The sequence below is a fragment of the Stenotrophomonas sp. STEN046 genome (assembly GCF_056759755.1).
Genome location: NZ_JBRRDR010000008.1, coordinates 36,143 through 56,777, shown reverse-complemented (window position 1 = coordinate 56,777; position 20,635 = coordinate 36,143). Strand labels below are relative to the sequence as shown.

At 66.3% G+C, this 20,635-nt stretch carries 20 protein-coding genes; 3 read left to right on the top strand and 17 right to left on the bottom strand.

Features of this window, described 5'->3' with window-relative positions; translation table 11 throughout:
* Positions 1-18 precede the first annotated feature (18 nt).
* From trmD to ffh, 7 genes are all read right to left on the bottom strand, one after another.
* The gene (trmD, locus tag ACVOLJ_RS06145) at positions 19-777 is read right to left on the bottom strand and encodes a tRNA (guanosine(37)-N1)-methyltransferase TrmD (protein ID WP_475278177.1); all 759 of its coding nucleotides are present in this window, start codon (positions 775-777) and stop codon (positions 19-21) included.
* A gap of 8 nt (positions 778-785) precedes the next feature.
* Positions 786-1,298, bottom strand: a complete 513-nt coding sequence (gene rimM / locus ACVOLJ_RS06140) for a ribosome maturation factor RimM (protein WP_135272758.1) — start codon at positions 1,296-1,298, stop codon at positions 786-788.
* Between the two features lie 45 nt (positions 1,299-1,343).
* Positions 1,344-1,604, bottom strand: coding sequence for a 30S ribosomal protein S16 (gene rpsP / locus ACVOLJ_RS06135; RefSeq protein ID WP_025873821.1), 261 nt, complete (start codon positions 1,602-1,604; stop codon positions 1,344-1,346).
* 179 nt (positions 1,605-1,783) lie between these two features.
* Positions 1,784-2,566, bottom strand: coding sequence for an aminotransferase class IV family protein (locus ACVOLJ_RS06130; RefSeq protein ID WP_481563714.1), 783 nt, complete (start codon positions 2,564-2,566; stop codon positions 1,784-1,786).
* Entirely contained in the window at positions 2,563-3,639 is a 1,077-nt protein-coding gene (locus ACVOLJ_RS06125) for an NAD(P)H-dependent flavin oxidoreductase (protein WP_481563713.1), read from the bottom strand. The genes ACVOLJ_RS06130 and ACVOLJ_RS06125 overlap by 4 nt, the downstream gene beginning before the upstream one ends.
* 88 nt (positions 3,640-3,727) lie before the next feature.
* Positions 3,728-4,162 (bottom strand): hypothetical protein, encoded by a 435-nt coding sequence (locus ACVOLJ_RS06120; protein WP_475277807.1) that lies wholly within the window; start codon positions 4,160-4,162, stop codon positions 3,728-3,730.
* A gap of 56 nt (positions 4,163-4,218) precedes the next feature.
* Entirely contained in the window at positions 4,219-5,595 is a 1,377-nt protein-coding gene (gene ffh / locus ACVOLJ_RS06115; RefSeq protein ID WP_475277806.1) for a signal recognition particle protein, read from the bottom strand.
* 122 nt (positions 5,596-5,717) lie between these two features.
* On the opposite strand from ffh, the gene ACVOLJ_RS06110 reads away from it, so the two are divergent.
* Positions 5,718-6,512 carry a cytochrome C assembly family protein gene (locus ACVOLJ_RS06110; RefSeq protein ID WP_475277805.1) on the top strand — a complete coding sequence of 265 codons (795 nt, stop codon included), beginning with the start codon at positions 5,718-5,720 and terminating at the stop codon, positions 6,510-6,512.
* A 91-nt stretch (positions 6,513-6,603) separates the two neighbouring features.
* On the opposite strand, the gene ACVOLJ_RS06105 is transcribed toward ACVOLJ_RS06110, so the two are convergent.
* Positions 6,604-7,044 carry a YqhG/Tai3 family protein gene (locus tag ACVOLJ_RS06105; protein ID WP_481563712.1) on the bottom strand — a complete coding sequence of 147 codons (441 nt, stop codon included), beginning with the start codon at positions 7,042-7,044 and terminating at the stop codon, positions 6,604-6,606.
* A gap of 93 nt (positions 7,045-7,137) precedes the next feature.
* Positions 7,138-8,514 (bottom strand): DNA repair protein RadA, encoded by a 1,377-nt coding sequence (radA, locus tag ACVOLJ_RS06100; protein WP_475277803.1) that lies wholly within the window; start codon positions 8,512-8,514, stop codon positions 7,138-7,140.
* 147 nt (positions 8,515-8,661) lie between these two features.
* Here radA and ACVOLJ_RS06095 point away from each other — a divergent pair, with 147 nt between their 5' ends.
* Positions 8,662-10,719 (top strand): putative bifunctional diguanylate cyclase/phosphodiesterase, encoded by a 2,058-nt coding sequence (locus ACVOLJ_RS06095; RefSeq protein ID WP_481563711.1) that lies wholly within the window; start codon positions 8,662-8,664, stop codon positions 10,717-10,719.
* Between the two features lie 128 nt (positions 10,720-10,847).
* Here the strand turns inward: ACVOLJ_RS06095 and cyoD are convergent, their stop codons facing one another.
* From cyoD to cyoA, 4 genes are read right to left on the bottom strand one after another with little or no spacing between them, the layout of a single operon-like run.
* Positions 10,848-11,189, bottom strand: coding sequence for a cytochrome o ubiquinol oxidase subunit IV (gene cyoD / locus ACVOLJ_RS06090; RefSeq protein ID WP_025873831.1), 342 nt, complete (start codon positions 11,187-11,189; stop codon positions 10,848-10,850).
* Positions 11,189-11,827, bottom strand: a complete 639-nt coding sequence (gene cyoC, locus ACVOLJ_RS06085; RefSeq protein ID WP_313148523.1) for a cytochrome o ubiquinol oxidase subunit III — start codon at positions 11,825-11,827, stop codon at positions 11,189-11,191. Before cyoC ends, cyoD begins: the two co-directional genes overlap by 1 nt.
* The gene (cyoB, locus tag ACVOLJ_RS06080; protein ID WP_475277801.1) at positions 11,824-13,821 is read right to left on the bottom strand and encodes a cytochrome o ubiquinol oxidase subunit I; all 1,998 of its coding nucleotides are present in this window, start codon (positions 13,819-13,821) and stop codon (positions 11,824-11,826) included. Before cyoB ends, cyoC begins: the two co-directional genes overlap by 4 nt.
* 2 nt (positions 13,822-13,823) lie before the next feature.
* Positions 13,824-14,864 carry a ubiquinol oxidase subunit II gene (gene cyoA, locus ACVOLJ_RS06075; RefSeq protein ID WP_481563710.1) on the bottom strand — a complete coding sequence of 347 codons (1,041 nt, stop codon included), beginning with the start codon at positions 14,862-14,864 and terminating at the stop codon, positions 13,824-13,826.
* A 334-nt stretch (positions 14,865-15,198) separates the two neighbouring features.
* On the opposite strand from cyoA, the gene ACVOLJ_RS06070 reads away from it, so the two are divergent.
* Complete coding sequence (locus ACVOLJ_RS06070; RefSeq protein ID WP_481563709.1) at positions 15,199-15,627, top strand: VOC family protein; 429 nt, start codon at positions 15,199-15,201, stop codon at positions 15,625-15,627.
* Positions 15,628-15,680: 53 nt separating this feature from the next.
* Here the strand turns inward: ACVOLJ_RS06070 and ACVOLJ_RS06065 are convergent, their stop codons facing one another.
* The 4 genes from ACVOLJ_RS06065 to ACVOLJ_RS06050 are packed head-to-tail and all read right to left on the bottom strand — an operon-like array spanning position 15,681 to position 20,533.
* Entirely contained in the window at positions 15,681-17,678 is a 1,998-nt protein-coding gene (locus ACVOLJ_RS06065) for a TonB family protein (RefSeq protein ID WP_481563708.1), read from the bottom strand.
* Positions 17,675-19,090 (bottom strand): hypothetical protein, encoded by a 1,416-nt coding sequence (locus ACVOLJ_RS06060; protein ID WP_481563707.1) that lies wholly within the window; start codon positions 19,088-19,090, stop codon positions 17,675-17,677. The genes ACVOLJ_RS06065 and ACVOLJ_RS06060 overlap by 4 nt, the downstream gene beginning before the upstream one ends.
* Positions 19,091-19,094: 4 nt before the next feature.
* Positions 19,095-19,850 carry a PP2C family serine/threonine-protein phosphatase gene (locus tag ACVOLJ_RS06055; protein ID WP_481563706.1) on the bottom strand — a complete coding sequence of 252 codons (756 nt, stop codon included), beginning with the start codon at positions 19,848-19,850 and terminating at the stop codon, positions 19,095-19,097.
* A gap of 2 nt (positions 19,851-19,852) precedes the next feature.
* Complete coding sequence (locus ACVOLJ_RS06050) at positions 19,853-20,533, bottom strand: vWA domain-containing protein (RefSeq protein WP_475277795.1); 681 nt, start codon at positions 20,531-20,533, stop codon at positions 19,853-19,855.
* Positions 20,534-20,635: the final 102 nt, after the last annotated feature.

Below are 20,635 nucleotides of genomic sequence, written 5' to 3'. Positions count from 1 at the left end.
GATGGAGGCAGCCCTGCGCTAGGGGCTGCCCTTCCCTGGCTGGGCCTGGCGAGCCAGGGCCAGCAGTTTGCGGTCGGCCTTGCCCAGCGCCGGTTCATCCAGCAGGTCCGGACGCCGCTGCGCGGTGCGGATCAACGACTGCTGCCGGCGCCAGGCGGCGATGGCGGCATGGTTGCCCGAACGCAGCACATCAGGCACATCGCCCAGCGGGTGCTGGGCCGGCTGACTGTAATGCGGGCAGTCCAGCAGCCCGAGGTCGCCCTCGAAACTGTCCTGGGCCGCCGATTCAGCGTCATTCAGGGCGCCTTCCTGCAACCGGGCGACCGCGTCGATGATGACCGCCGCGCCCAGCTCGCCACCGGACAGCACGTAATCGCCGAGGGAAATCTCCTCGTCGACGTTGGCGGCCAGGAAGCGCTCGTCGATGCCTTCATAGCGGCCGCAGAGCAGGACCATACGCGGCAACGCCGCCAGTTCCCGCACCTTGGCCTGGGTCAGCGGTGCGCCCTGCGGGCTCAGGTAGATCACCCGCGCCGGCGTCGGATCAGCCTCCCGGATCGCCTGCAGGCAGGCCTGCAGCGGCTCGATCAGCATCACCATGCCCGGGCCACCACCGAACGGACGGTCGTCCACGCGGCGGTAATTGCCTTCGGCGTAATCACGCGGGTTCCAGCCATGCAGGCTGAACAGCCCCTTCTCCTGCGCACGCCCGACCACGCCCAGTCCAGCGGACTGGGCGAGGAATTCGGGGAACAGGGTGATGACGTCGAAACGCAGGCTCACACTCAGAACTCCGGATCCCAGTCGACCACGACCAGATTGGCCTCGAAATCGACCGACTTGACGAACTCCGGCAACACGAACGGAATCATCCGCTCGCGGTCACCGCGCACGACAACCACATCATTGGCGCCGGTACTGAACAGGTGCGAGACCTGGCCCAGGGCAACGCCCTCGACGGTCTTCACATCCAGGCCTTCCAGATCGACCCAGTAATACTCATCGGCACTCGGCGGCGGCAGTGCACTGCGGGCCACGTAGACCTCGGTGCCATGCATCGCCTCGACCGTATCGCGATCTTCGATGCCCGGGAAACGGGCCACCAGATGCTTGCCGCTGTCGCGGCCACGGGCGCCTTCAAGCGTTGATTCCTGCCCGTTGGGGCTGCGCAGGATCCACGGCTGGTAACGGAAAATAGCGGAACGCGGCTCGGTCCAGGACTCGAGCTTTATTTCGCCGCGCACACCAAAAGCGCCGACAATCCTGCCAAGCAGGATGCGGCGCTCGTTATCTTTCATCTGCGTTCAATCAGATGGGCCGCACCAGGGTGCGGCCCGTCAGGATCAGGCCGCAGCGGCCTGGGACTTGGACGCTTCCTTGATCAGGTTGCGAACCTTTTCAGTCGGCTGGGCGCCGTTCTTGACCCAATGGTCAACACGGGCCAGGTCCAGCTCGATGCGCTTCTCGCCACCCTGTGCAACCGGGTTGTAGAAGCCGACGCGCTCGATGTTGCGGCCATCACGGGCGCTGCGAACGTCGGTCACGATGATGTGGTAGAACGGACGCTTCTTGGCGCCGCCGCGGGTCAGTCGAATCTTGACCATGGTCTTTTTTTCCTATTGCCCAGTCGCCAGGATGGCGCGGTAAGCCGGCGATTATAGCGGCAGTGTTGGCCGCAGCCAACCCCGGCGGGCGCTACGGGGTCATCCGCCCCGAACCTGCCCCACGATTGCCGTGAAAATCCACCGGGCATGGCCCGGCGAGGGCCGTCACGCATGTTCGTTCAGGAAAGCGGCTGCCAGGGCACGGCCGCCAGCACCGCTCTGCCCTGTTCGGCCAGCGCCTGCGAACCGGGCAGGCCATGCCCGTCGATGGCATCCAGCGCCCACAGGCCGCTGGCGTTGCAGGCAAAAGCGGCCTTCACGCCAGCCAGTTCAGCCAGTGCCAGTGGCCGCACGGCCTGAGGGCCCGGCCAGCACTGCTGCAGCAGCCCCTCGGCGGTACCGCGCAGCGCCGGCGCCTGTGGCCAGATCAGCCGTTCACCGTCATGCACTGCCAGGTTCCAGGTGCTGCCTTCACTGATCAGGCCGTCAGCAGTGACGAACAGCGCGTCGTCGAAGCCGTCCGTGAGGGCGGCACGGCGCTGCGCGAACAGGCCAAAGGTGCCGACATGCTTGATCTGTGGCATTTCGCGCTGGAACACCACGCTGCGTACGCGCTTCGGCGCCGTCAGTTGCACCGGTGCGGAGACGGCCACCAGCACGTCCACCGGTACCGCCGCCAGCGGATTGCGGAAATCGAAATGGCGCGAGTACACGGTCACCCGCAGCGAGGCATCGGCCTGCCCTGCCTGTTCCAGCACCTGCGCCATCCAGGCCTGCACCCGTGCGGTGTCGAGCACGCTGCCGAACACATCGCCGGTTGCCTGCGACAGCCGCGACAGGTGCAGGTCCAAGCCCTGTACCGCGTGGCCGCGCACCTGCAGCGAGGTGAAATGGCCGTAGTTGGTCAGCGCCGGCAGCAGATCGTCGACACCCGCCAACACGCCATTGCAGGTAACCATCATCGCAACAGTTCCTGCGCTTGCCGCCACATGCCCTGCAGCACATCGGCCGCAGGCCGCGCCGGCGCCATCCAGGCCGACTGCCCGGCCCAGGCCTGCATTGCCGCCAACCGGTTCTCGCCCGCGGCCTGCTTGCGCATCGGCGCGGTCAGGCCGCGCTGCACCGGATACGGGCGCGGCGCAGGGGCGCCTTCGGCAGCGGCGGCACGTACATAGGCGGTGGCCAGGCCGCGACCGAGGCGTCCACTGAACGCACGCGTCGGCCAGGTGTCCTCCGGCTCGGTGCCGGCCAGCGCATCCGCCCACGCCGGTGCCACGGCGGCTTCAGGGGTACGCAGGAAGGCAGTACCGATCTGGACTGCACTGGCACCGAGCATCAAGGCCGCCGCAATGCCGCGGCCATCGGCGATGCCACCGGCGGCGATCACTGGAATCTGCAGGTTGTCGGCCAACCGCGGCAGCAGCGCGAACAGGCCTACCAGTTGCTGCTCGGCACGCATCGGGTCGAAGGCACCGCGATGCCCGCCGGCTTCGGCGCCCTGCGCGACCACCGCGTCGGCACCGGCATCCTGCGCAGCACGCGCTTCGGCCAGCGTGGTGGCGCAGGCGATCCAGGCGATGCCGGCCTGCTTGAGCTGCTGCACATGGCGCGCCGACAGAACGCCCATGATGGTCGAGGCCACTGCCGGCCGCGCAGCCAGCAACGCGCTGAACTGTTCCTCGAAATCGGCAGGGGTGGCGTCGGCCGCGCTGGCCGGAACATCCGGGCCCCATTGTGCGAGGAACGCCCGGCTGGCGGCCTCGGCGGCGACATCACGCACGGGCGCCGGATCCGGCAGCCACAGATTCACCTGCGCCGGGCCCTGCGACGCAGCGCGGAAATCGTCCATCCAGCGCCCGATATCAGCCGCCGGTGACAGCACCGCACCCATCGCGCCCATGCTGCCGGCGTTGGCCAGCGCAGCGGACAGGGGCACCGGGCAGGCACCTGCCATCGGCGCCAGCAGGATCGGCAGCTGCAAAGAAAAACGCCGACAGAATGTGTCGGCGCGTTCGAGGATCGGCGAAGGATTCACGCAACGCACCTGTGGCAGAAGTCGCTGCCCAGCATACGCCAGTCGTTGTGACCGGAGCGGCGCGCTGCGCGTACCGCTCCTGTGCGGCTCAGCGCGCCGACACCGCGTAGGTGCGGACCAGCTGGCTGTCCATTTCTTCGTTGAACCGGAACGTCACATAGCGCGCGTCATCGGCGGCGAACTCTTCTTCGGCGCTGGCACGACCGATCTCGGTGCCCTCGCCGTCCAGTGCACGCGCCACCAGCTTGCCCTTGAACGCCTTGTCGGCCACAACGTACACCGCAGCCTCCTTGGAACCCATGCCACGGCTCTTGCCCAAGGTAACGGTGAGCCCGTGCGTGGCCAGCGCCGGATCGGCCTGCAGGGTCACGTTCATCTTCTTGTCCACGCCTTCGCCCAGACCCGCGACGAAATCGGCGGCGGTGCCGCTGATGGCGCTGCCGGCCTTCTGCGACACCGAGGTGTCGTCCTTGCATGCCACCAGGCCCAGGGCCAGCGCCATCACCACGATCATCTTGTTCATCGACATTCCCTTGTTTTCTTCCAGCAGGTTGATTGACTTGGTGCAGCAGCGTGCACTCAGCGGAACGGCATGCCACGGCCGCCCATGGCGCCCATCATGCCCTTCATGCTGCGCATCATTCCCTTCATGCCGCCGCCGGCCATCTTGCTCATCATCTTTTCCATCTGCATGTACTGCTTCATGAGCTTGTTGACGTCGGCCGGAGTCACGCCCGAGCCCTTGGCGATACGCGCGCGACGCGAACCGTTCAGCAGGTTCGGATTGCGCCGTTCCTTCTTGGTCATCGAGCCGATGATGGCAATCATGCGCGGCACTTCCTTGCCCTGGCTGACCTGCTGCTTGAGGTGCTCGGGGATCTGGCCCAGGCCCGGCAGCTTGTCCATCAGGCCACCGATGCCGCCCATGTTCTGCATCTGCTCAAGCTGGTCACGCATGTCGTTCAGATCGAACTTCTTGCCCTTGGCGACCTTCTCGGCAAGCTTCTGCGCCTTGTCCTTGTCGACCTGCTGCTCGACCTGCTCGACCAGCGACAGCACGTCGCCCATGTCGAGGATGCGGCTGGCGATACGGTCCGGGTGGAACACGTCCAGGCCTTCCGGCTTTTCGCTGACACCGACGAACTTGATCGGCTTGCCGGTGATGTAGCGCACGCTCAGTGCGGCGCCGCCACGGGCGTCACCGTCGGTCTTGGTCAGCACCACGCCGGTCAGCGGCAGCGCATCACCGAAGGCCTTGGCGGTGTTGGCCGCGTCCTGGCCGGTCATGGCATCGACCACGAACAGCGTTTCAGCCGGGTTGACCGCCGCGTGCAGGGCCTTGATCTCGGCCATCATCGCTTCGTCGATGGCCAGGCGACCGGCGGTATCGACCAGCAGCACATCGACGAACGACCGGCGTGCATCGTCGATTGCGGCGCGGACGATGGCTTCCGGCTTCTGGTCGGGGCTGGACGGGAAGAACAGCACGCCCACCTGCTCGGCCAGCGTCTTCAGCTGTTCGATGGCGGCCGGACGGTAGACGTCGGCCGAGACCACCATCACCTTCTTCTTGCGCTTTTCCTTCAGGTGCTTGGCCAGCTTGCCGACCGTGGTGGTCTTGCCGGCGCCCTGCAGGCCTGCCATCAGGATGATTGCCGGTGCCGGCACGTTGAGGTTCAGGTCGCTGGCAGCGGCGCCCATCACCGAGGTCAGCTCGTCGCGGACAACCTTGATCAGGGCCTGGCCCGGGGTCAGCGACTTCAGCACTTCCTGGCCGACCGCGCGCACCTTGATGCGCTCGATCAGGGCCTGCACCACCGGCAGCGCAACGTCGGCTTCAAGCAGCGCGATGCGCACTTCGCGGGTCGCCTCGCGGATGTTCTCCTCGGTCAGGCGGCCACGGCCGCGCAGGCGCTCGATGGTGCCGGAAAGGCGCTGGGTCAGGGACTCGAACATGCGGCGCAACCTGTCTGAAAGCGGGGGACAATAAGGCAGACAGTATAGCGGGTCCGCCACGCCCTCCGGACTGCGACGCCCTGGCCGTCGCCAGCACCCCGGGGGTATGCGAAACTTCAACGATGACAATCGTTCTCATCGCTGCCCTGCTCTACCTGGCCGCCAGCGCCCTGCTGGTGCGCGCGCTCGGTCGCAACGATGGAATGGGCTCACCGGCCTGGCTGTGGCCGGCGCTGCCGGCGATGCTGCTGCACGGCGGCTACCACGTGCTGGTCGCCATGCGCACCAACGGCGGGCCGGACATGCATTTCTTCGCCGCCTTGTCGCTGGTCGGCCTGGGCATGGCCTGGCTGACCTCGCTGGTCGGCGCACGTGGACGCATGTCCGCCCTGGGCGTGGTGGTGTTTCCGCTGGCGGCGCTGCTGTTGCTGGCCTACCACGGCTATGGCCATGAACCGAGCAGGATGCTGGGGTGGCGACTGGCCAGCCATGCCTGGCTGGCACTGCTGGCCTACGCCACGCTGAGCATCGCCGCCCTGCTGGCGATCATGCTGTGGCTGCAGGAACGCGCCCTGCGCCGGCGCGAGTTCCGCCCCTGGCTGCGCGCATTGCCGCCGCTGGCCGACCTGGAATCGCTGCTGTTCCGGGTCATCACCGTGGGATTCGCGCTGCTGACGTTGACCCTGGTCACCGGCGTGCTGTTCGTTGATGACCTGCTCGCGCAGAAGCTGGTGCACAAGACGGTGCTCAGCGTGCTGTCGTGGATCGTGTTCGGCGTGCTGCTGATCGGTCGCCGGCGCTATGGCTGGCGCGGCAGCAAGGCCGTGCACTGGACGCTGACGGCCATGCTGTTGCTGCTGCTGGCGTTCTTCGGCAGCCAGTTCGTGATCGAACTGGTGTTCGGGCATACGCGATAGGCGGTGTGCCGACCCACGGTCGGCACCCACCCCGGTAGTGCCGGCCGCGGGCCGGCAACAGGACCACGCCATGCGTGGATGCCGTCGACGGTCAAGGCACCGGCTGGGCCAGGATCTTCCGCACCGATCGGCCGCTGTTGGTGAGGATGTCGTCGACCTGCCAGCAGCCCTGCTGCCTGCGCACCATCGGCAACCGGGTCACGTAGGCCTTGCCCCATACCGAATAGCGCATCTCGATCTGGCCCGTCGTGGCGGACGCCTCCTTCCAGGCATAGCGCACGGGGCTGTCGATATCGCCGTCCTGCGCATCCAGCCACGGATCGGCGTCGATCGTGCAGATGCCTTCTTCGCGCGTCTGGCAGGCACGCTCGCCCCGCAGCGCCGTGTTGAACGCAGGGCTGACCAGCGTGGCGGGCGGTTCGAGCAGATCCCCCTTGCCCGTGGTGGCCTCGTAGAAAGCCCGTGCCACGGCCGTCGGTTCCTGGCACACCGGCGCGGCCTGTACGGCGGGCGTGAACAGACCTGCCAGCATCACAACCATCCCTACCCTGTGCATCACGCTGTCATCCCTGTGTGGTCCATGTGGCTACCTGGTCGCCGGGCATGGCCCGGCGCTACCGTCAGATTACGCGGCGTCGATCGCCTCGGACAGCCGCTCGACCGCGATCACCTCCATGCCCTTCACCGTGCCGCCCTTCGGGGCGTTGGCCTTGGGCACGATGGCACGCTTGAAACCGTGGGTGGCGGCCTCGCGCAGGCGGTCTTCGCCGTTGGGCACCGGACGGATTTCGCCGGACAGGCCGATTTCGCCAAACGCAATCGTCTTCTCGGCCAACGGCCGGTCCTGCAGCGATGACAGTACCGCCAGCAGCACCGGCAGATCGGCGGCGGTTTCCTGCACGCGGATGCCACCGACCACGTTCACGAATACGTCCTGGTCACCCACCATCACCCCGCCATGCCGGTGCAGTACCGCCAGCAGCATGGCCAGCCGGTTCTGCTCCAGGCCCACCGCCACGCGCCGTGGATTGGACAGCGGCGAGGCATCGACCAGCGCCTGCACTTCCACCAGCAGCGGCCGGGTGCCCTCGCGGGTGACCATCACGCAGCTGCCCGGCTGATGGGTACTGGCGCCGGACAGGAAGATCGCCGAAGGATTGGAGACTTCCTTCAGGCCCTTGTCCCCCATGGCGAACACGCCCAGTTCGTTGACCGCGCCGAAGCGGTTCTTGAACGCGCGCAACAGGCGGAAACGGCTGCCGCTCTCGCCCTCGAAGTACAGCACCGCATCCACCATATGCTCCAGCACGCGCGGACCGGCGATGCCACCTTCCTTGGTCACATGCCCCACCAGGAACACGGCGGTGCCGGTTTCCTTGGCAAAGCGCACCAGCCGCGCGGCACTCTCGCGCACCTGGCTGACCGAACCCGGAGCCGCGGTGAGCGTCTCGGTCCACAGGGTCTGCACCGAATCGGCCACGATCAGCCGCGGCCCACTCCTGGCGGCATGCTGCAGGATCGATTCGACGCCGGTTTCGGCCAGCGCGTTGACACCCTCCAGCGGCAGTTCAAGACGATGCGCGCGGCCAGCCACCTGGGCCAGTGATTCTTCGCCGGTGACGTAGAGCACAGGCAATACCGCCGCCATTTTTGCCACCGCCTGCAGCAGCAGGGTCGATTTGCCGATGCCCGGATCACCGCCGACCAGCACCACCGCGCCCTCGACCAGGCCACCGCCCAACACCCGGTCGAACTCACCGATGCCGGTGCTGACCCGCCGATGCTCGGTCTGCTCCACGTCCTTCAATGCAGTGATCTTCGGCGGATCGATCTTGCCCGCCCAACCGGCCCGTCGCGCGGCCGGCGCCTTGGCCGCAGCCGCGCTTTCCAGCACGATTTCCGACAGCGAGTTCCAGGCATTGCACTCGGTGCACTGGCCCTGCCACTTGCTGTATTCGGCGCCGCATTCATTGCAGACGTACGCGGTGCGGGCTTTGGCCATCGGGATTTTCCTGCGGGAGCGGCGAGCGTGGCAGGATAGCCGAGCCGGGTCGCAGCTGCTGCGACCGCTCAAGTCCTACCCGCCGCTGCCGATAGTGGTCGCGGGCGTGCGCCTTGCGGGCGCCCCTTCCTCCCCACTGGATTCAACATGACTGGCAACTACAGTCAGAGCCTGGTCGCCATCTCGTTGCTGGTGGCGATCCTGGCTTCGTACACGGCGCTGGACATGGCCGGCCGCCTGGCCACCACCGCGGGCCGGGTCGCGCGCTGGTGGCTGGCCGGAGGCGCCACCGCAATGGGCCTGGGCATCTGGTCCATGCACTTCATCGCGATGCTGGCTTTCAAGCTGCCGATCCCGCTGGGTTACGACCTGGCCATCACCCTGTATTCGCTTGCCGCATCGATCGGCGCGTCGGCCTATGCGTTGTGGCTGGTGTCGCTGCCCAGCCTGCCCCTGCGCCGGTTGGCCGCCGGCGCGGTACTGATGGGGCTGGGCATCGCAACGATGCACTACCTGGGCATGGCGGCGATGCGCATGCAGCCGGGAATCGACTATCACCCTGGCTGGTTCGCCGCATCAATCGCGGTGGCCATCGGCGCGGCCGGTGCGGCGCTGTGGATCGCCTTCCGGCTGCGCGTCGAACAGCGCGACACCGTGCGCCTGCGGGTGCTGGCATCACTGGTGATGGGCCTGGCCATCGTCGGCATGCATTACACCGGCATGGCCGCCGCACGCTTCCCGGAAGGTAGCGTCTGCGGCGCAGTAGGCGGCGGCGCCATCGAGACCCGATGGCTGGCGGTGCTGGTGATCGTCACTACGCTGGCAACGCTGGGAATCGCCCTGGTGGCCTCGCTGTTCGATCGCCAGATGCGCGTGCGCACCGGCCTGCTGGCCGACTCGCTGGCGCATGCCAACGACAAGCTGATCCAGGCTGCACTGCACGATCCGCTGACCCAGCTGCCCAACCGCATGCTGCTGCAGGATCGGATCGAGCAGGCGATCGAGAAGGCCCGGCGCCGCGGCCACTCGGTAGCGGTGATGTTCTGCGACCTGGATGGCTTCAAGGCGGTCAACGATGCCTATGGGCACCAACTGGGCGATCGCCTGCTGGTGGCGGTGGCGCAGCGTGTCGGTGCGCAGCTGCGCCCGCAGGACACCCTGGCCCGGCTGGGCGGCGACGAGTTCGTGATCGTGCTGGGCATCGACGCACCCGACGATGCGGCCGTGGTTGCCGAACGGGTGATCGCCGCCGCCGGCGAGCCCTTCGTTCTGGATGCAGCAGAGCTGCAGGTCACTGCCAGCCTCGGCATCGCGCTGTACCCGGATGACGCCAGCGACGAGCGCGAGCTGATGGCACATGCCGATGCGGCGATGTACCACACCAAGGAAACCGGCCGGAACGGCTATACCTTCTTCATCCCCTCGATGCAGCTCAGCGCCAACCGCCAGCTGCGCCTGCTGCAGGACCTGCGCAAGGCGGTCGCGCGCAATGAACTGCTGCTGCACTACCAGCCGAAGTTCCCGGCCGCCGACGCACCGGCCAGCGGTGCTGAAGCGCTGCTGCGCTGGCAGCACCCAGAGCTGGGCCTGCTGGCACCGGATGTCTTCATCCCCATTGCCGAGCGCAGTGGCCTGATCCTGCCGATCGGCGACTGGGTACTGGACCAGGCCTGCGCCCAGCTACGCGGCTGGCACGACCTGGGCCACACGCACTGGACGATGGCGGTGAACCTGTCGCCGCTGCAGTTCGCTTCGCCCGCGCTGCTGGACAGCGTGCGCGCCGCATTGCAGCGCCATCGCATCGAACCGGCGCGGCTGACCCTGGAGATCACCGAAACCACGGCAATGAAGGATGTCGAGGCCAGCCTGCTGATCCTCAACGACCTGACTGCGATGGGTGTGCACATCGCGATCGACGATTTCGGCACGGGCTATTCCAGCCTGCTGTACCTCAAGCGCATGCCGGCCACCGAACTCAAGATCGACCGCGCGTTCGTGCACGACCTGGAGCGCAATGACGAGGATGCAGCCATCGTGTCCTCGATCATCGCACTGGGCCGCACGCTGCAGCTGCAGGTGGTGGCCGAGGGCGTGGAAACCCAGGCCCAGCGCGATTACCTGAGCGAGCTGGGCTGCGACCAGTTGCAGGGCTATCACCTGGGGCGGCCGATGGAAGCGGACGAGTTCCTGCGCCGGGTGGGATGAGCCGGCGGTTCATCCGCGCATGGCGTGGATCTACCGGGTTGCGGTAGCGCCGGGCATGGCCTGGCGCTACCGGCAAACAGAAAGGCCGCCCGAAGGCGGCCTTTCTGCGTGGCAACGTCGCGCGGACGTCAGTGCATCATGTGCACGTTCATGTTGTGCATGACCCACAGGGTACCGACCACGATGATGCCGATCACCACCACGGTGAAGGCCGCAGCGTTGACGTTCCAGCGGCTTTCCGAGGAGCGGTCCAGGTGCAGGAAGAACACCAGGTGGACCAGCATCTGCAGTACCGCGGTGATGGCGATCACCACACCGTTGACGGTGCGCGAGAAATCACCCGACATCACCATGTAGAACGGGATGACGGTCAGCACCACCGCCAGCACGAAGCCGATCAGGTACGACTTCACGGTGCCGTGGCTTTCGCCGCCGGCGGCGTGGTCGTGTGCATGGTTGTCATGTGCCATTACAGCGCTCCATTGAGGTAGACGACGGAGAACACGCCGATCCAGATCAGGTCCAGGAAGTGCCAGAACAGGCTCAGGCACGCCATGCGGGTCTTGTTGGTCGGGGTCAGGCCGTACTTCTTCAGCTGCACGAACATCACCAGCAGCCACAGCAGGCCGGCACTGACGTGCAGGCCGTGGGTGCCGACCAGGGCGAAGAACGCCGACAGGAAGGCGCTGCGGTCCGGGCCGTAACCCTGATGGATCAGATGCTGGAATTCATAGACTTCCATGCACATGAAGCCGAAGCCCAGCAGCCAGGTGACGCCCAGCCACAGGAACATCTGGCCGACCTGCTTGCGGTGCATGGCGATCATGCCCAGGCCGAAGGTCAGCGACGAGGTCAGCAGCAGCGCTGTTTCCCATGCCACGAACGGCAGTTCGAACAGGTCCTTGGCGCCGGGGCCACCATCGGTACCGCCGGCCAGCACCACGTAGGTGGCAAACAGCGAGGCGAAGATGAGGCAGTCGCTCATCAGGTACACCCAGAAACCGAAGACGGTGTTGCCGCCGGTGTCGTGGTGCTCGTGGTCGTCATGGCCATGGGCCGCCGCTTGCGCGGCGTGCCCGTGGCTCAGGGTCGAGGTATTGGTGCTCATGCCTTCAGCTCCGACTTCACCAGGCCCTGGGCTTCCAGGTGCTTGCGGTGTTCGTTCTCGATGCGTTCCACCTCGGCAGCCGGGACCCAGTAGTCCACGTCCTGGTCGAAGGTGCGGTAGATGAACGTGGCGATCATGCCGACGAAGCCGATGATGGCCAGCCACCAGATGTGCCAGATCATCGCAAAGCCAAACACCATGCTGAAGGCACCGATGACAACGCCGGTGCCGGTGTTGCGCGGCATATGGATGTCGGTGTACTTGGCCGGCTTCGGCCAGGCTTCACCACGCTGCTTGCGCTCCCAGAAATCGTCCAGTTCGGTGACTTCCGGCAGGGCGCCGAAGTTGTAGAAGGCCGGCGGCGAAGAGGTTTCCCACTCCAGCGTACGGGCATCCCACGGGTCGCCGGTGAGGTCGGCGGTCTTCTTGCGGTCGCGGATGGACACAGCCACCTGGATGATCTGGCACAGGATGCCGGCACCCACGATGAAGGCGCCAACGGCGGCAACCAGCAGGAACGGCTCGTAGGCCGGGTTGACGGTGCTCTGCAGGCGACGGGTCATGCCCATGAAGCCCAGCACGTACATCGGCATGAAGGTCACATAGAAACCGATGAACCAGCACCAGAACGCGCACTTGCCCCAGAACTCGTTGAGGCGGAAGCCGAACATCTTCGGCCACCAGTAGGTGATGCCGGCGAACATGCCGAACACCACGCCGCCGATGATGACGTTGTGGAAGTGGGCGATCAGGAACAGGCTGTTGTGCAGCACGAAGTCGATGGCCGGGATCGCCAGCATCACGCCGGTCATGCCGCCGATGGTGAAGGTGACCATGAAGCCGATGGTCCACAGCACGGGCGTGGTGAACTGCACGCGACCGCGGAACATGGTGAACAGCCAGTTGAAGATCTTCACGCCGGTCGGGATCGAGATGATCATCGTCGTGATGCCGAAGAAGGCATTGACGTTGGCACCCGAGCCCATGGTGAAGAAGTGGTGCAGCCACACGATGAACGACAGCACGCCGATGCAGGCGGTGGCGTAGACCATGCCCTTGTAGCCGAACAGGGCCTTGCGCGAGAAGGTCGCGATGACCTCGGAGAACACGCCGAAGGCCGGCAGCACCAGGATATAGACTTCCGGGTGACCCCAGATCCAGATCAGGTTGATGTACAGCATGGCGTTGCCGCCACCATCATTGGTGAAGAAGTGCGTACCCAGGTAACGGTCCAGGGTCAGCAGCACCAGGGTGATGGTCAGCACCGGGAAGGCGGCGACGATCAGCACGTTGGTCACCAGAGCGGTCCAGGTGAAGACCGGCATCTGCATGAGCTTCATGCTCGGGGTACGCATCTTGAGGATGGTGATGAAGAAGTTGATACCACTCAACGTGGTACCCAGACCTGCCACCTGTAGACCCCATATGTAGTAGTCCATACCTACATTGTTGCTGTACTCGATGCCCGACAGGGGTGGGAAGGCCAGCCAGCCGGTGGCGGCGAATTCACCGATCCACAGCGACAGCATGATCAGCACCGCGCCGGACACGAACAGCCAGAAGCTGAGCGAGTTGACGAACGGGAACGCGACGTCGCGCGCGCCGATCTGCAGCGGCACGGCCAGGTTCATCAGGCCGGTGATCAGCGGCATCGCCACGAAGAAGATCATGATCACGCCGTGGGCGGTGAAGATCTGGTCGTAGTGGTGCGGCGGCAGGTAGCCCTCGGACCCGCCAACGGCGATGGCCTGCTGGGTACGCATCATGATGGCGTCGGAGAAACCGCGCAGCAGCATGACGAAGGCGACGATGAGGTACATCACGCCGATCTTCTTGTGGTCCACCGAGGTGAACCACTCCTTCCACAGATAGCCCCACAGCTTGAACTTGGTGATCAGGGCGACAACGCCCAGGCCACCAAGGATCGCGCCGATCAACGTCGTCAGCACGATCGGATCGTGGGGGATCGACTCAATAGAGAGTTTTCCCAGCATGTTCATTCTCCCGAGCCCGCGTGGCCGGCATGGCCCGCGTGTTCGTGTTCGGTGGCATCCAGGTTCTCGCCGGATTCCTTGGAATCGTGGGCCTCGCTCGGGGCATGGCCCTCGTGCGCTTCATGGCTGGCAGCGTCGGCAGCAGCGGCACCGGCATGGGAATGCTTCATGCCGTAGTGCTTGTTGTCGCCCATGTGCTTGGCCAGAACCCAGTCGAACAGGCCCTCTTCGGTCTTGCCGAAGTAGGTGACCGGGTACCACTCGGAGTTCTTCGCATCGCCCAGGGCCTTGAACGAGGTCTTGTCCAGGGTCTGCTCGCCGGCGCGGACCTGGTCCAGCCACTGGCGGTACTGCGCATCGGTGACCGAATAGGCAGTGAAATGCATCTTGGCAAAGCCCGCGCCGCTGTAGTGCGAGGACATGCCCGGGAATTCACCCAGCTCGTTGGCGATCAGGTGGAGCTTGGTCTCCATCGCCGCCATCGAGTAGATCATGCTGCCCAGGTGCGGGATGAAGAACGCATTCATCACCGTATCGGAGGTGATCTCGAAGTTCAGCGGGGTGTTGACCGGGAACTTGATCTCGTTGACGACCGCGACCTTCTCTTCCGGGTAGATGAACAGCCACTTCCAGTCCAGCGAGATCGCCTGGATGGTGACCGGCTTGACGTCGGACTCCAGCGGCTTGTACGGATCCAGCGCGTGCGAGGACCGCCAGGTCAGCACCGCCAGTACCAGCACGATCATGCAGGGGATCGACCACACCACCACCTCGATCGCCGTCGAGTGGGACCACTTCGGCTCGTAGCGGGCCTTGGTGTTGGAGGCGCGATACTTCCACGCGAAGGTCAGGGTCATGATGATGACCGGGATGACGACCAACAGCATGAGCACGGTGGCCGTGATCAGCAGCGTCTTTTCATCCTGGCCGATCTGGCCCTTCGGACTGAGAATGGCCACGGCATCGCAGCCGGTGAGCATCACCAGCAATGCGAGCAGCAGGCCCGGGCGCAACCAGCGCCCAAGGGTTTTCAACGGAATCATCGGTCGATCCAATTGCGAGGGAATGCCGTTCCCCGTCCTGCCCGCACCGGCCAAAGCCGGGCCTACCCGTCCGGAGGACAGGCAGGAAGGTGGGGTCGAGTCAGCCTTTCAATTTTAGGCCGTCACTCACCATTTAAGAAAGGCATTGACAATGATCCGACGCAGGAAAGGCCCGATTCTGGCTGCGACACGTTGTCGCACCGCACCACCGCAGGGACAGAACACCCGGGGCGCGGCATCGTAACATCGGGCAGGCGCCGGCATTCGCACCTCGTTCGGCAAAGTCCGCTGAACGCGTTAAGCAAGATGGCATCCTTTCTTCCAGGAGCTGGACATGGAAAGACCGTTCACCGTTGAGCGCATCGACCACGTCGTGCTGCGGGTACGCGACCTGGCCCGCAGTGAGACCTTCTACCGGGATGTGCTGGGCTGCGTGGCCGTGCGGCGGCGCGAGCACCTGGGCCTGGTGCACCTGCGTGCCGGCGCGTCGATGATCGACCTGGTCAGCCTGGACGGCACGCTCGGCCGTCGTGGCGGCAGTGGGCCCGGTGACGAAGGCCGCAACGTCGACCACCTGTGCCTGCGCGTGGAACCCTTCGCCGAAGCCGCACTGGTCGCCCATCTCGCGGCCCATCAGGTACAGGTGCTGGGTCCGGCCGAGGTCAACTTCGGCGCCGAGGGCGATGGTGCATCGCTGTACTTCAGGGATCCAGACGGCAACACCGTGGAGCTGAAGGGCCCCTCCGACGGCGCGGTGGCGTAACCGGGCACGCCGGCGGGCCGCCGAAGATCGACTTCGATGGCCGCCGCTGCCGCTCAGCCGCCCCGGAAATGCACCGGGACACGCAGGGTAATCTGCTCGACCGTGGTCACCGCCCGCGTGGGGGTCACGTGCCAGGCAAGTGCGGCCTCGCGCGCAGCACGGTCCAGCGCCGGATGCCCGCTGCTGCGATCCACCGTCACTGTGAGCACGCGCCCCTCGGCTGACATCGTGATCAGCAGCCAGACACTGCCTTCCGGCACCGCCTCCCCGGCACTGCGCGGATAGCGCGGCGGATGGCGCTGCGACATCGCTGCCAGCTGCGCGCCCAATGCCTGCTCGGGCGACAGTTGCGGCGGCGGCGGCGTGCTGCCGACCGGCACCGGCGACGTCGCTTCGGCAACCGGCACGCTGAACGCCACCGTCACCTGCCGGCGTTCGCCGCCCTTGGGTACCTTCGACGCACTGAGCCAGGTCCGCGCGCCCTGGCGCGCCGCCTCATCCAGCGTGGCATCGCCGCTGCTGCGTTCGATCAGCACCGATGTGACCTGGCCGGTCTGCCAGACATCCACCTGCAGGGTCACCGCGCCGTCGGCGGCCACCGGCGCAGCCAACCGGATGCCGTGGCGCAGGTCCTTGAATCCCGCAGCCGGAAGGTCGACCCGCACCTGCCCGTACTCCGCCGGCGGCGCGGGTGCCGGCAGCAACGGCGATGCGCGCAGGGCCAGGCCCTTGCGGTCTACCAGCAGGCCGGCCGGCGGCATCGCACGCGCGGCCTGCGCGGCGATATCCGCATGCGACACCTGCGGCGGCGACGGTACGGAGACCACCGTGCCTGCCGGTTCCGCATCGCCGGTGGCCACCGCTGCGTCCCCAGTGACCTGTCCGCCGCGATCACCATCACCCAGCAGCAGTGTCGCGCGTGCGTTCAGGATCTCCATGCGCGACTCCGAGGCACTGGCCAGCAGCGACGACAGCATGTACACGTCACTGCCGAGCAGCATCGTGTTCATGTCGAACCGCAGCGGATCCGCAGGCGTCGTCTTCTCCCGGCGCTCGATCAGTCCAGCCACCACCAGCGCGCCGAGAGCGAGTTCCTCATCCTTGTCGACCATCGTCGACGCATAGGCATTCCACAGGCGCTCCTGCAGCGGCGCATACGCAAAGAGCACTTCCTGCGTGCCATGGATGCGCCACAGGCGCTCTTCCAGTGCCGCATCACCGTCACGATCGAAGGGCCTGCGCGTTGACCAGCGTGAGCCGACCGCCAGCGATTGCAGGTCCAGCGCCAGCAACCGCATTGCAACACGGGTACTGGATGGCGACTGCTTCCACATCCCCTGCAGCAGCTCGACCTGCTTCAGTTCAAGCGCGCGCTTGTCCTCCGGCGAAAGCGGGGCCACCACCAGCGCGCCAGGATCGGTGGCCAGTCCGCCCTGCTTGAGCGTGCGTCGGCCTGACTGCGCCGCCAAGGTCTCGACCGTCTCGTTGTAGGCCTCGCGCAGGCGCTCATACTCGCCGCGATCCTCGCGCAGCGTGGGTCCGTTGCGCGACCACAGATCCAGATCCTGCAACAGCGCTTCCGCCCGCTTCAGATCGCCACGGGCAGCAGCGCGCGCGGTCTCGTGCGCCTTGTTGAGCATTTCCCGTTCGAACTGCCCGCGCGAGTACCAGCGCGGAACTGTCTCCCGATCCTCGTCGACCACCACCGAGCTCGCTCCCTGCTGTCCGCTGCCCAGGCGCGAGGCGTCGTCATAGGAAATGCCGGTGACAACGAAAACGACGAAGGTGAGAAAGCCGAACATCACCGCCGCGATCAGATAGTCGGCGGCACGGTCCTGCACGGCCACGCGCAGGAACGACAGCACCGACACGCTGCCGCCGATCAGCAGCGCCGCGCGGAATGCGGCGCGGCCATCGCCCAGTGTGCCGGTGGACAGCACGCGCCCCAAGCCGCTGATCGCACCGTAGACCAGCACCCCGAGATCGCCCCAGAACGGCGCCATGCCGATCAGGGCCACCAGCAGTACCGCCAACACTCCCAACAGCTTCATGGGCGCTTGCTCATGATCAGCATCGGCACGAACAGGATGAACAGCAGGACCGCAACGGCCAGCATGGCCATCTGCACGGCCAGGCCGAGGCCATCCCATATGCCCGGGTCCACCAGCGCGCTGTAGCGACGGTAGGCCGGCATGCCCCAGCTCATCACCCAGCCCAGCATCAGCGTACCGATCACCGCCATCGTCACCCGCGACATCACCCCGGGAACACCGCTGGCCGCCGAAGCCTGCGCGGCGGTGACATGGGCGCCGGTGGCCTGCACCCCGCCCGCCCGTGGTGGTGTGCCGCGCGTGGTGGCACGCGCCCTCTGCCCACGGCCCTTGTTCGGTTTCTGCCGGGTCCGCGCCTGCGCCGCACGCGCACTGCCGGCCAACAGTTCCACGCGTGCGCACGCCGCGCACGGCATGCCGGCGAAGTGCTGGTGGTTGGCATCCTTGCCACAGGTCACCAGTTGTCCCGCACTGCGGCGCGCATACTCCAGCAGCAGGGTGGCCCACTCCTGCGCCGACGGCCGTCGCCGTGCCTGAGTCGAAAACGCGCGGTCGAACATTTCGCGCAGTGCGCGCGGGAACATCTCATGGCCACTGACCGGCGAAGGCAGCATGCGCGGATGCGGCTTGCCGCGAGCATACGGGTACAGGTTGGCGGCGATGCGGGCAGGCAGGTCGCTGGGAACCGTAGCCCCACGCGGGCGACCGGCATACGGGTGCAGCCCGGAATTGAGCAGCTGGAACACCATCACCGCCAATGCGAAGCGATCCTGCGCTTCCTCCTGCCCCGGCTTCACGCCCGGCTGCTGGAATTCGGCGGCCAGATAGTCGGCAGTGACCTGGCCGGCAGGAAAACGCTCGCCCTTGCCCTGGATGCTGAAGCCATCGCAATCGAGCATCGCGATGAACAAGGTACTGCGATAGAACCGGACGTTCAGCGGCTTCAGGTCCACCACATAATGCTGGCGCTGGTGCAACGCGGCCAGCATCACCGCCAGGTTGGCGGCCAGGGTCATCTTCGCGCCCAGCCCCGTGGGCAGGCCTTCGGCACGCGCCTGCCGCTCCTGCAGCACATGCTCCAGATCGCTGGTGGCCGACAGGTCCAGGATCGGCATGGTGAAGCCGATGAATCGCCCGCCGCGGTCGTGCAGCAGTGTCGTCGGCCACGCGATCTGCACCTGGTCGGCGCCCTGCCCCTCCATGGGCGGCAGGTCCGGCTGCAGTTCCAGCATCGCCTGCAGCTTGCGCTGGTAAAGACGCGCGTCCTTGTCCGAATGGTAGAGCTTGGCCACTTCACGCGGCCGCTCCTTCAGCGTGAACACACTGCCGGCGCCACCGCTTTTCAGCAGGCGCTCAAGGGTCAGCGACCTGCGCTGGGCGTCGTAGACCTTTTCTCCGCTGCGCCCCGGCATGCGCTCAGGCCGGCAACGCGACCAGCAGCGTCTTGTCGTCGCCGGTGATCTGATCGGTGCGCGGGTCGGCCAGCGTGGCATGCAACGCTTGGCTGCCATGCACTTCGTCGACTCCGGCCAGATAGCGGATCACCGGCGCGATGAAGGGCTGGAACAACGTGTCGCCGGCGCGCGACATCGCAAACGGCTGCACGCCGTCGGACATCAGCACCAGCGCATCGATCGCGCCTTCGAAACGGGTCAGCCGCAACTGTTCGCGCCAGTTGCCACCGGTCACGAACCAGGTTTCGTTGGCGTACTCGCCATTGGCCGGCAGCGATACGGCATCGGGCGATGCGTTGTTGAACGCGCAGGCGGCCACACCGTCGCCCACGTGGAAGAACCAGCCGCCCTCGCGCGTGGCGACCGCGCCTACCAGCGTGCAGGCGTGGTCGGAAAGCTTCAGGCCGTTGCCTGCAGCGATCATCGCCAGCTGCCCCCGCGCATCCTCGATCGCGGTTTCGATGATCGCGCGAAGCGCCTCCACCGGCACTGCCAGCGGATCGATGCCGGGTTCACCCGCGCCGGCTACTGCAGCGACAACGCTGCGCGAGACGTGCTGTGCCCCGACGTCGCTGTGCGATGCAGAACCTGCGCCGTCACAGACCACGGCCACCAGTGTCCGCCCGACCTGCGCCGATGCATGCGCATCCTGGCAGGGCTGCCCGCGATCCAGATGGGACCGTCCCGTGGCCGATGCGGCCATCACGCGCCAGGCCATGGTCAGACCGGCACTTGCGACCAGCTGTCGGTCGACGGCAGTTGAACCTGGCCGCCGGGCGTTGAATTGGAAACCACGCGCATGCTCGCGCTCAGCCACAGGAACAGCTCCTTGAACTGCAGGCCCTGCAGGCGCTTGACCCCGCGCTCACCATTGCGGCTGAACTGGCCCAGCACGCTCATGTCGGCATTGCCGACAGCGATCGGGAACACCGCCACCTTGTTCTGCTGCTCGGCCTCGCGGCATTGCTCGGCCACCGCCTCCCAGGCATCGGTGGGCTGGCCATCGGACATCAGGAACAACCACGGCCGGGTGTACGCCACACCGGCCTGGCGGAAGCGCGCCTTCTCGTCTTCGATTTCCTGCAGTGCCAGCTCCACCGCGGCACCGGTTGGCGTGGTGCCGTTGGCCGACAGCTGCGGCGCGGCGAAATCCATCGCATCGCACCAGTCACCGCGGGTGGCCGCATCGTCCATGCCGCCGTACTCGACCAGCAGTACGCGCACGCGCTTGGCCGCGATCACGTCGGCCTTCAGCTCCTGCTCCAGCAGCTTCAGGCCCGCGTTCAACTGTTCGATGGGGCCACCGCTCATGCTGCCGGAGCAGTCCAGCACCAGGATCAGCGGCGTGCGCTGCTCACTGTTGTCGACCAGGGAAACATCGGGAATTGCGGCAATGGACATGGTGTAGCCTCCGTGCTTGTGAACCGGCGTGGTGCCGCCTGCCAGCCGGATTATAGGCTGCAGACGGGCTGCCAGCGCAGCACCGCCCTCAAGCGCTGGAAT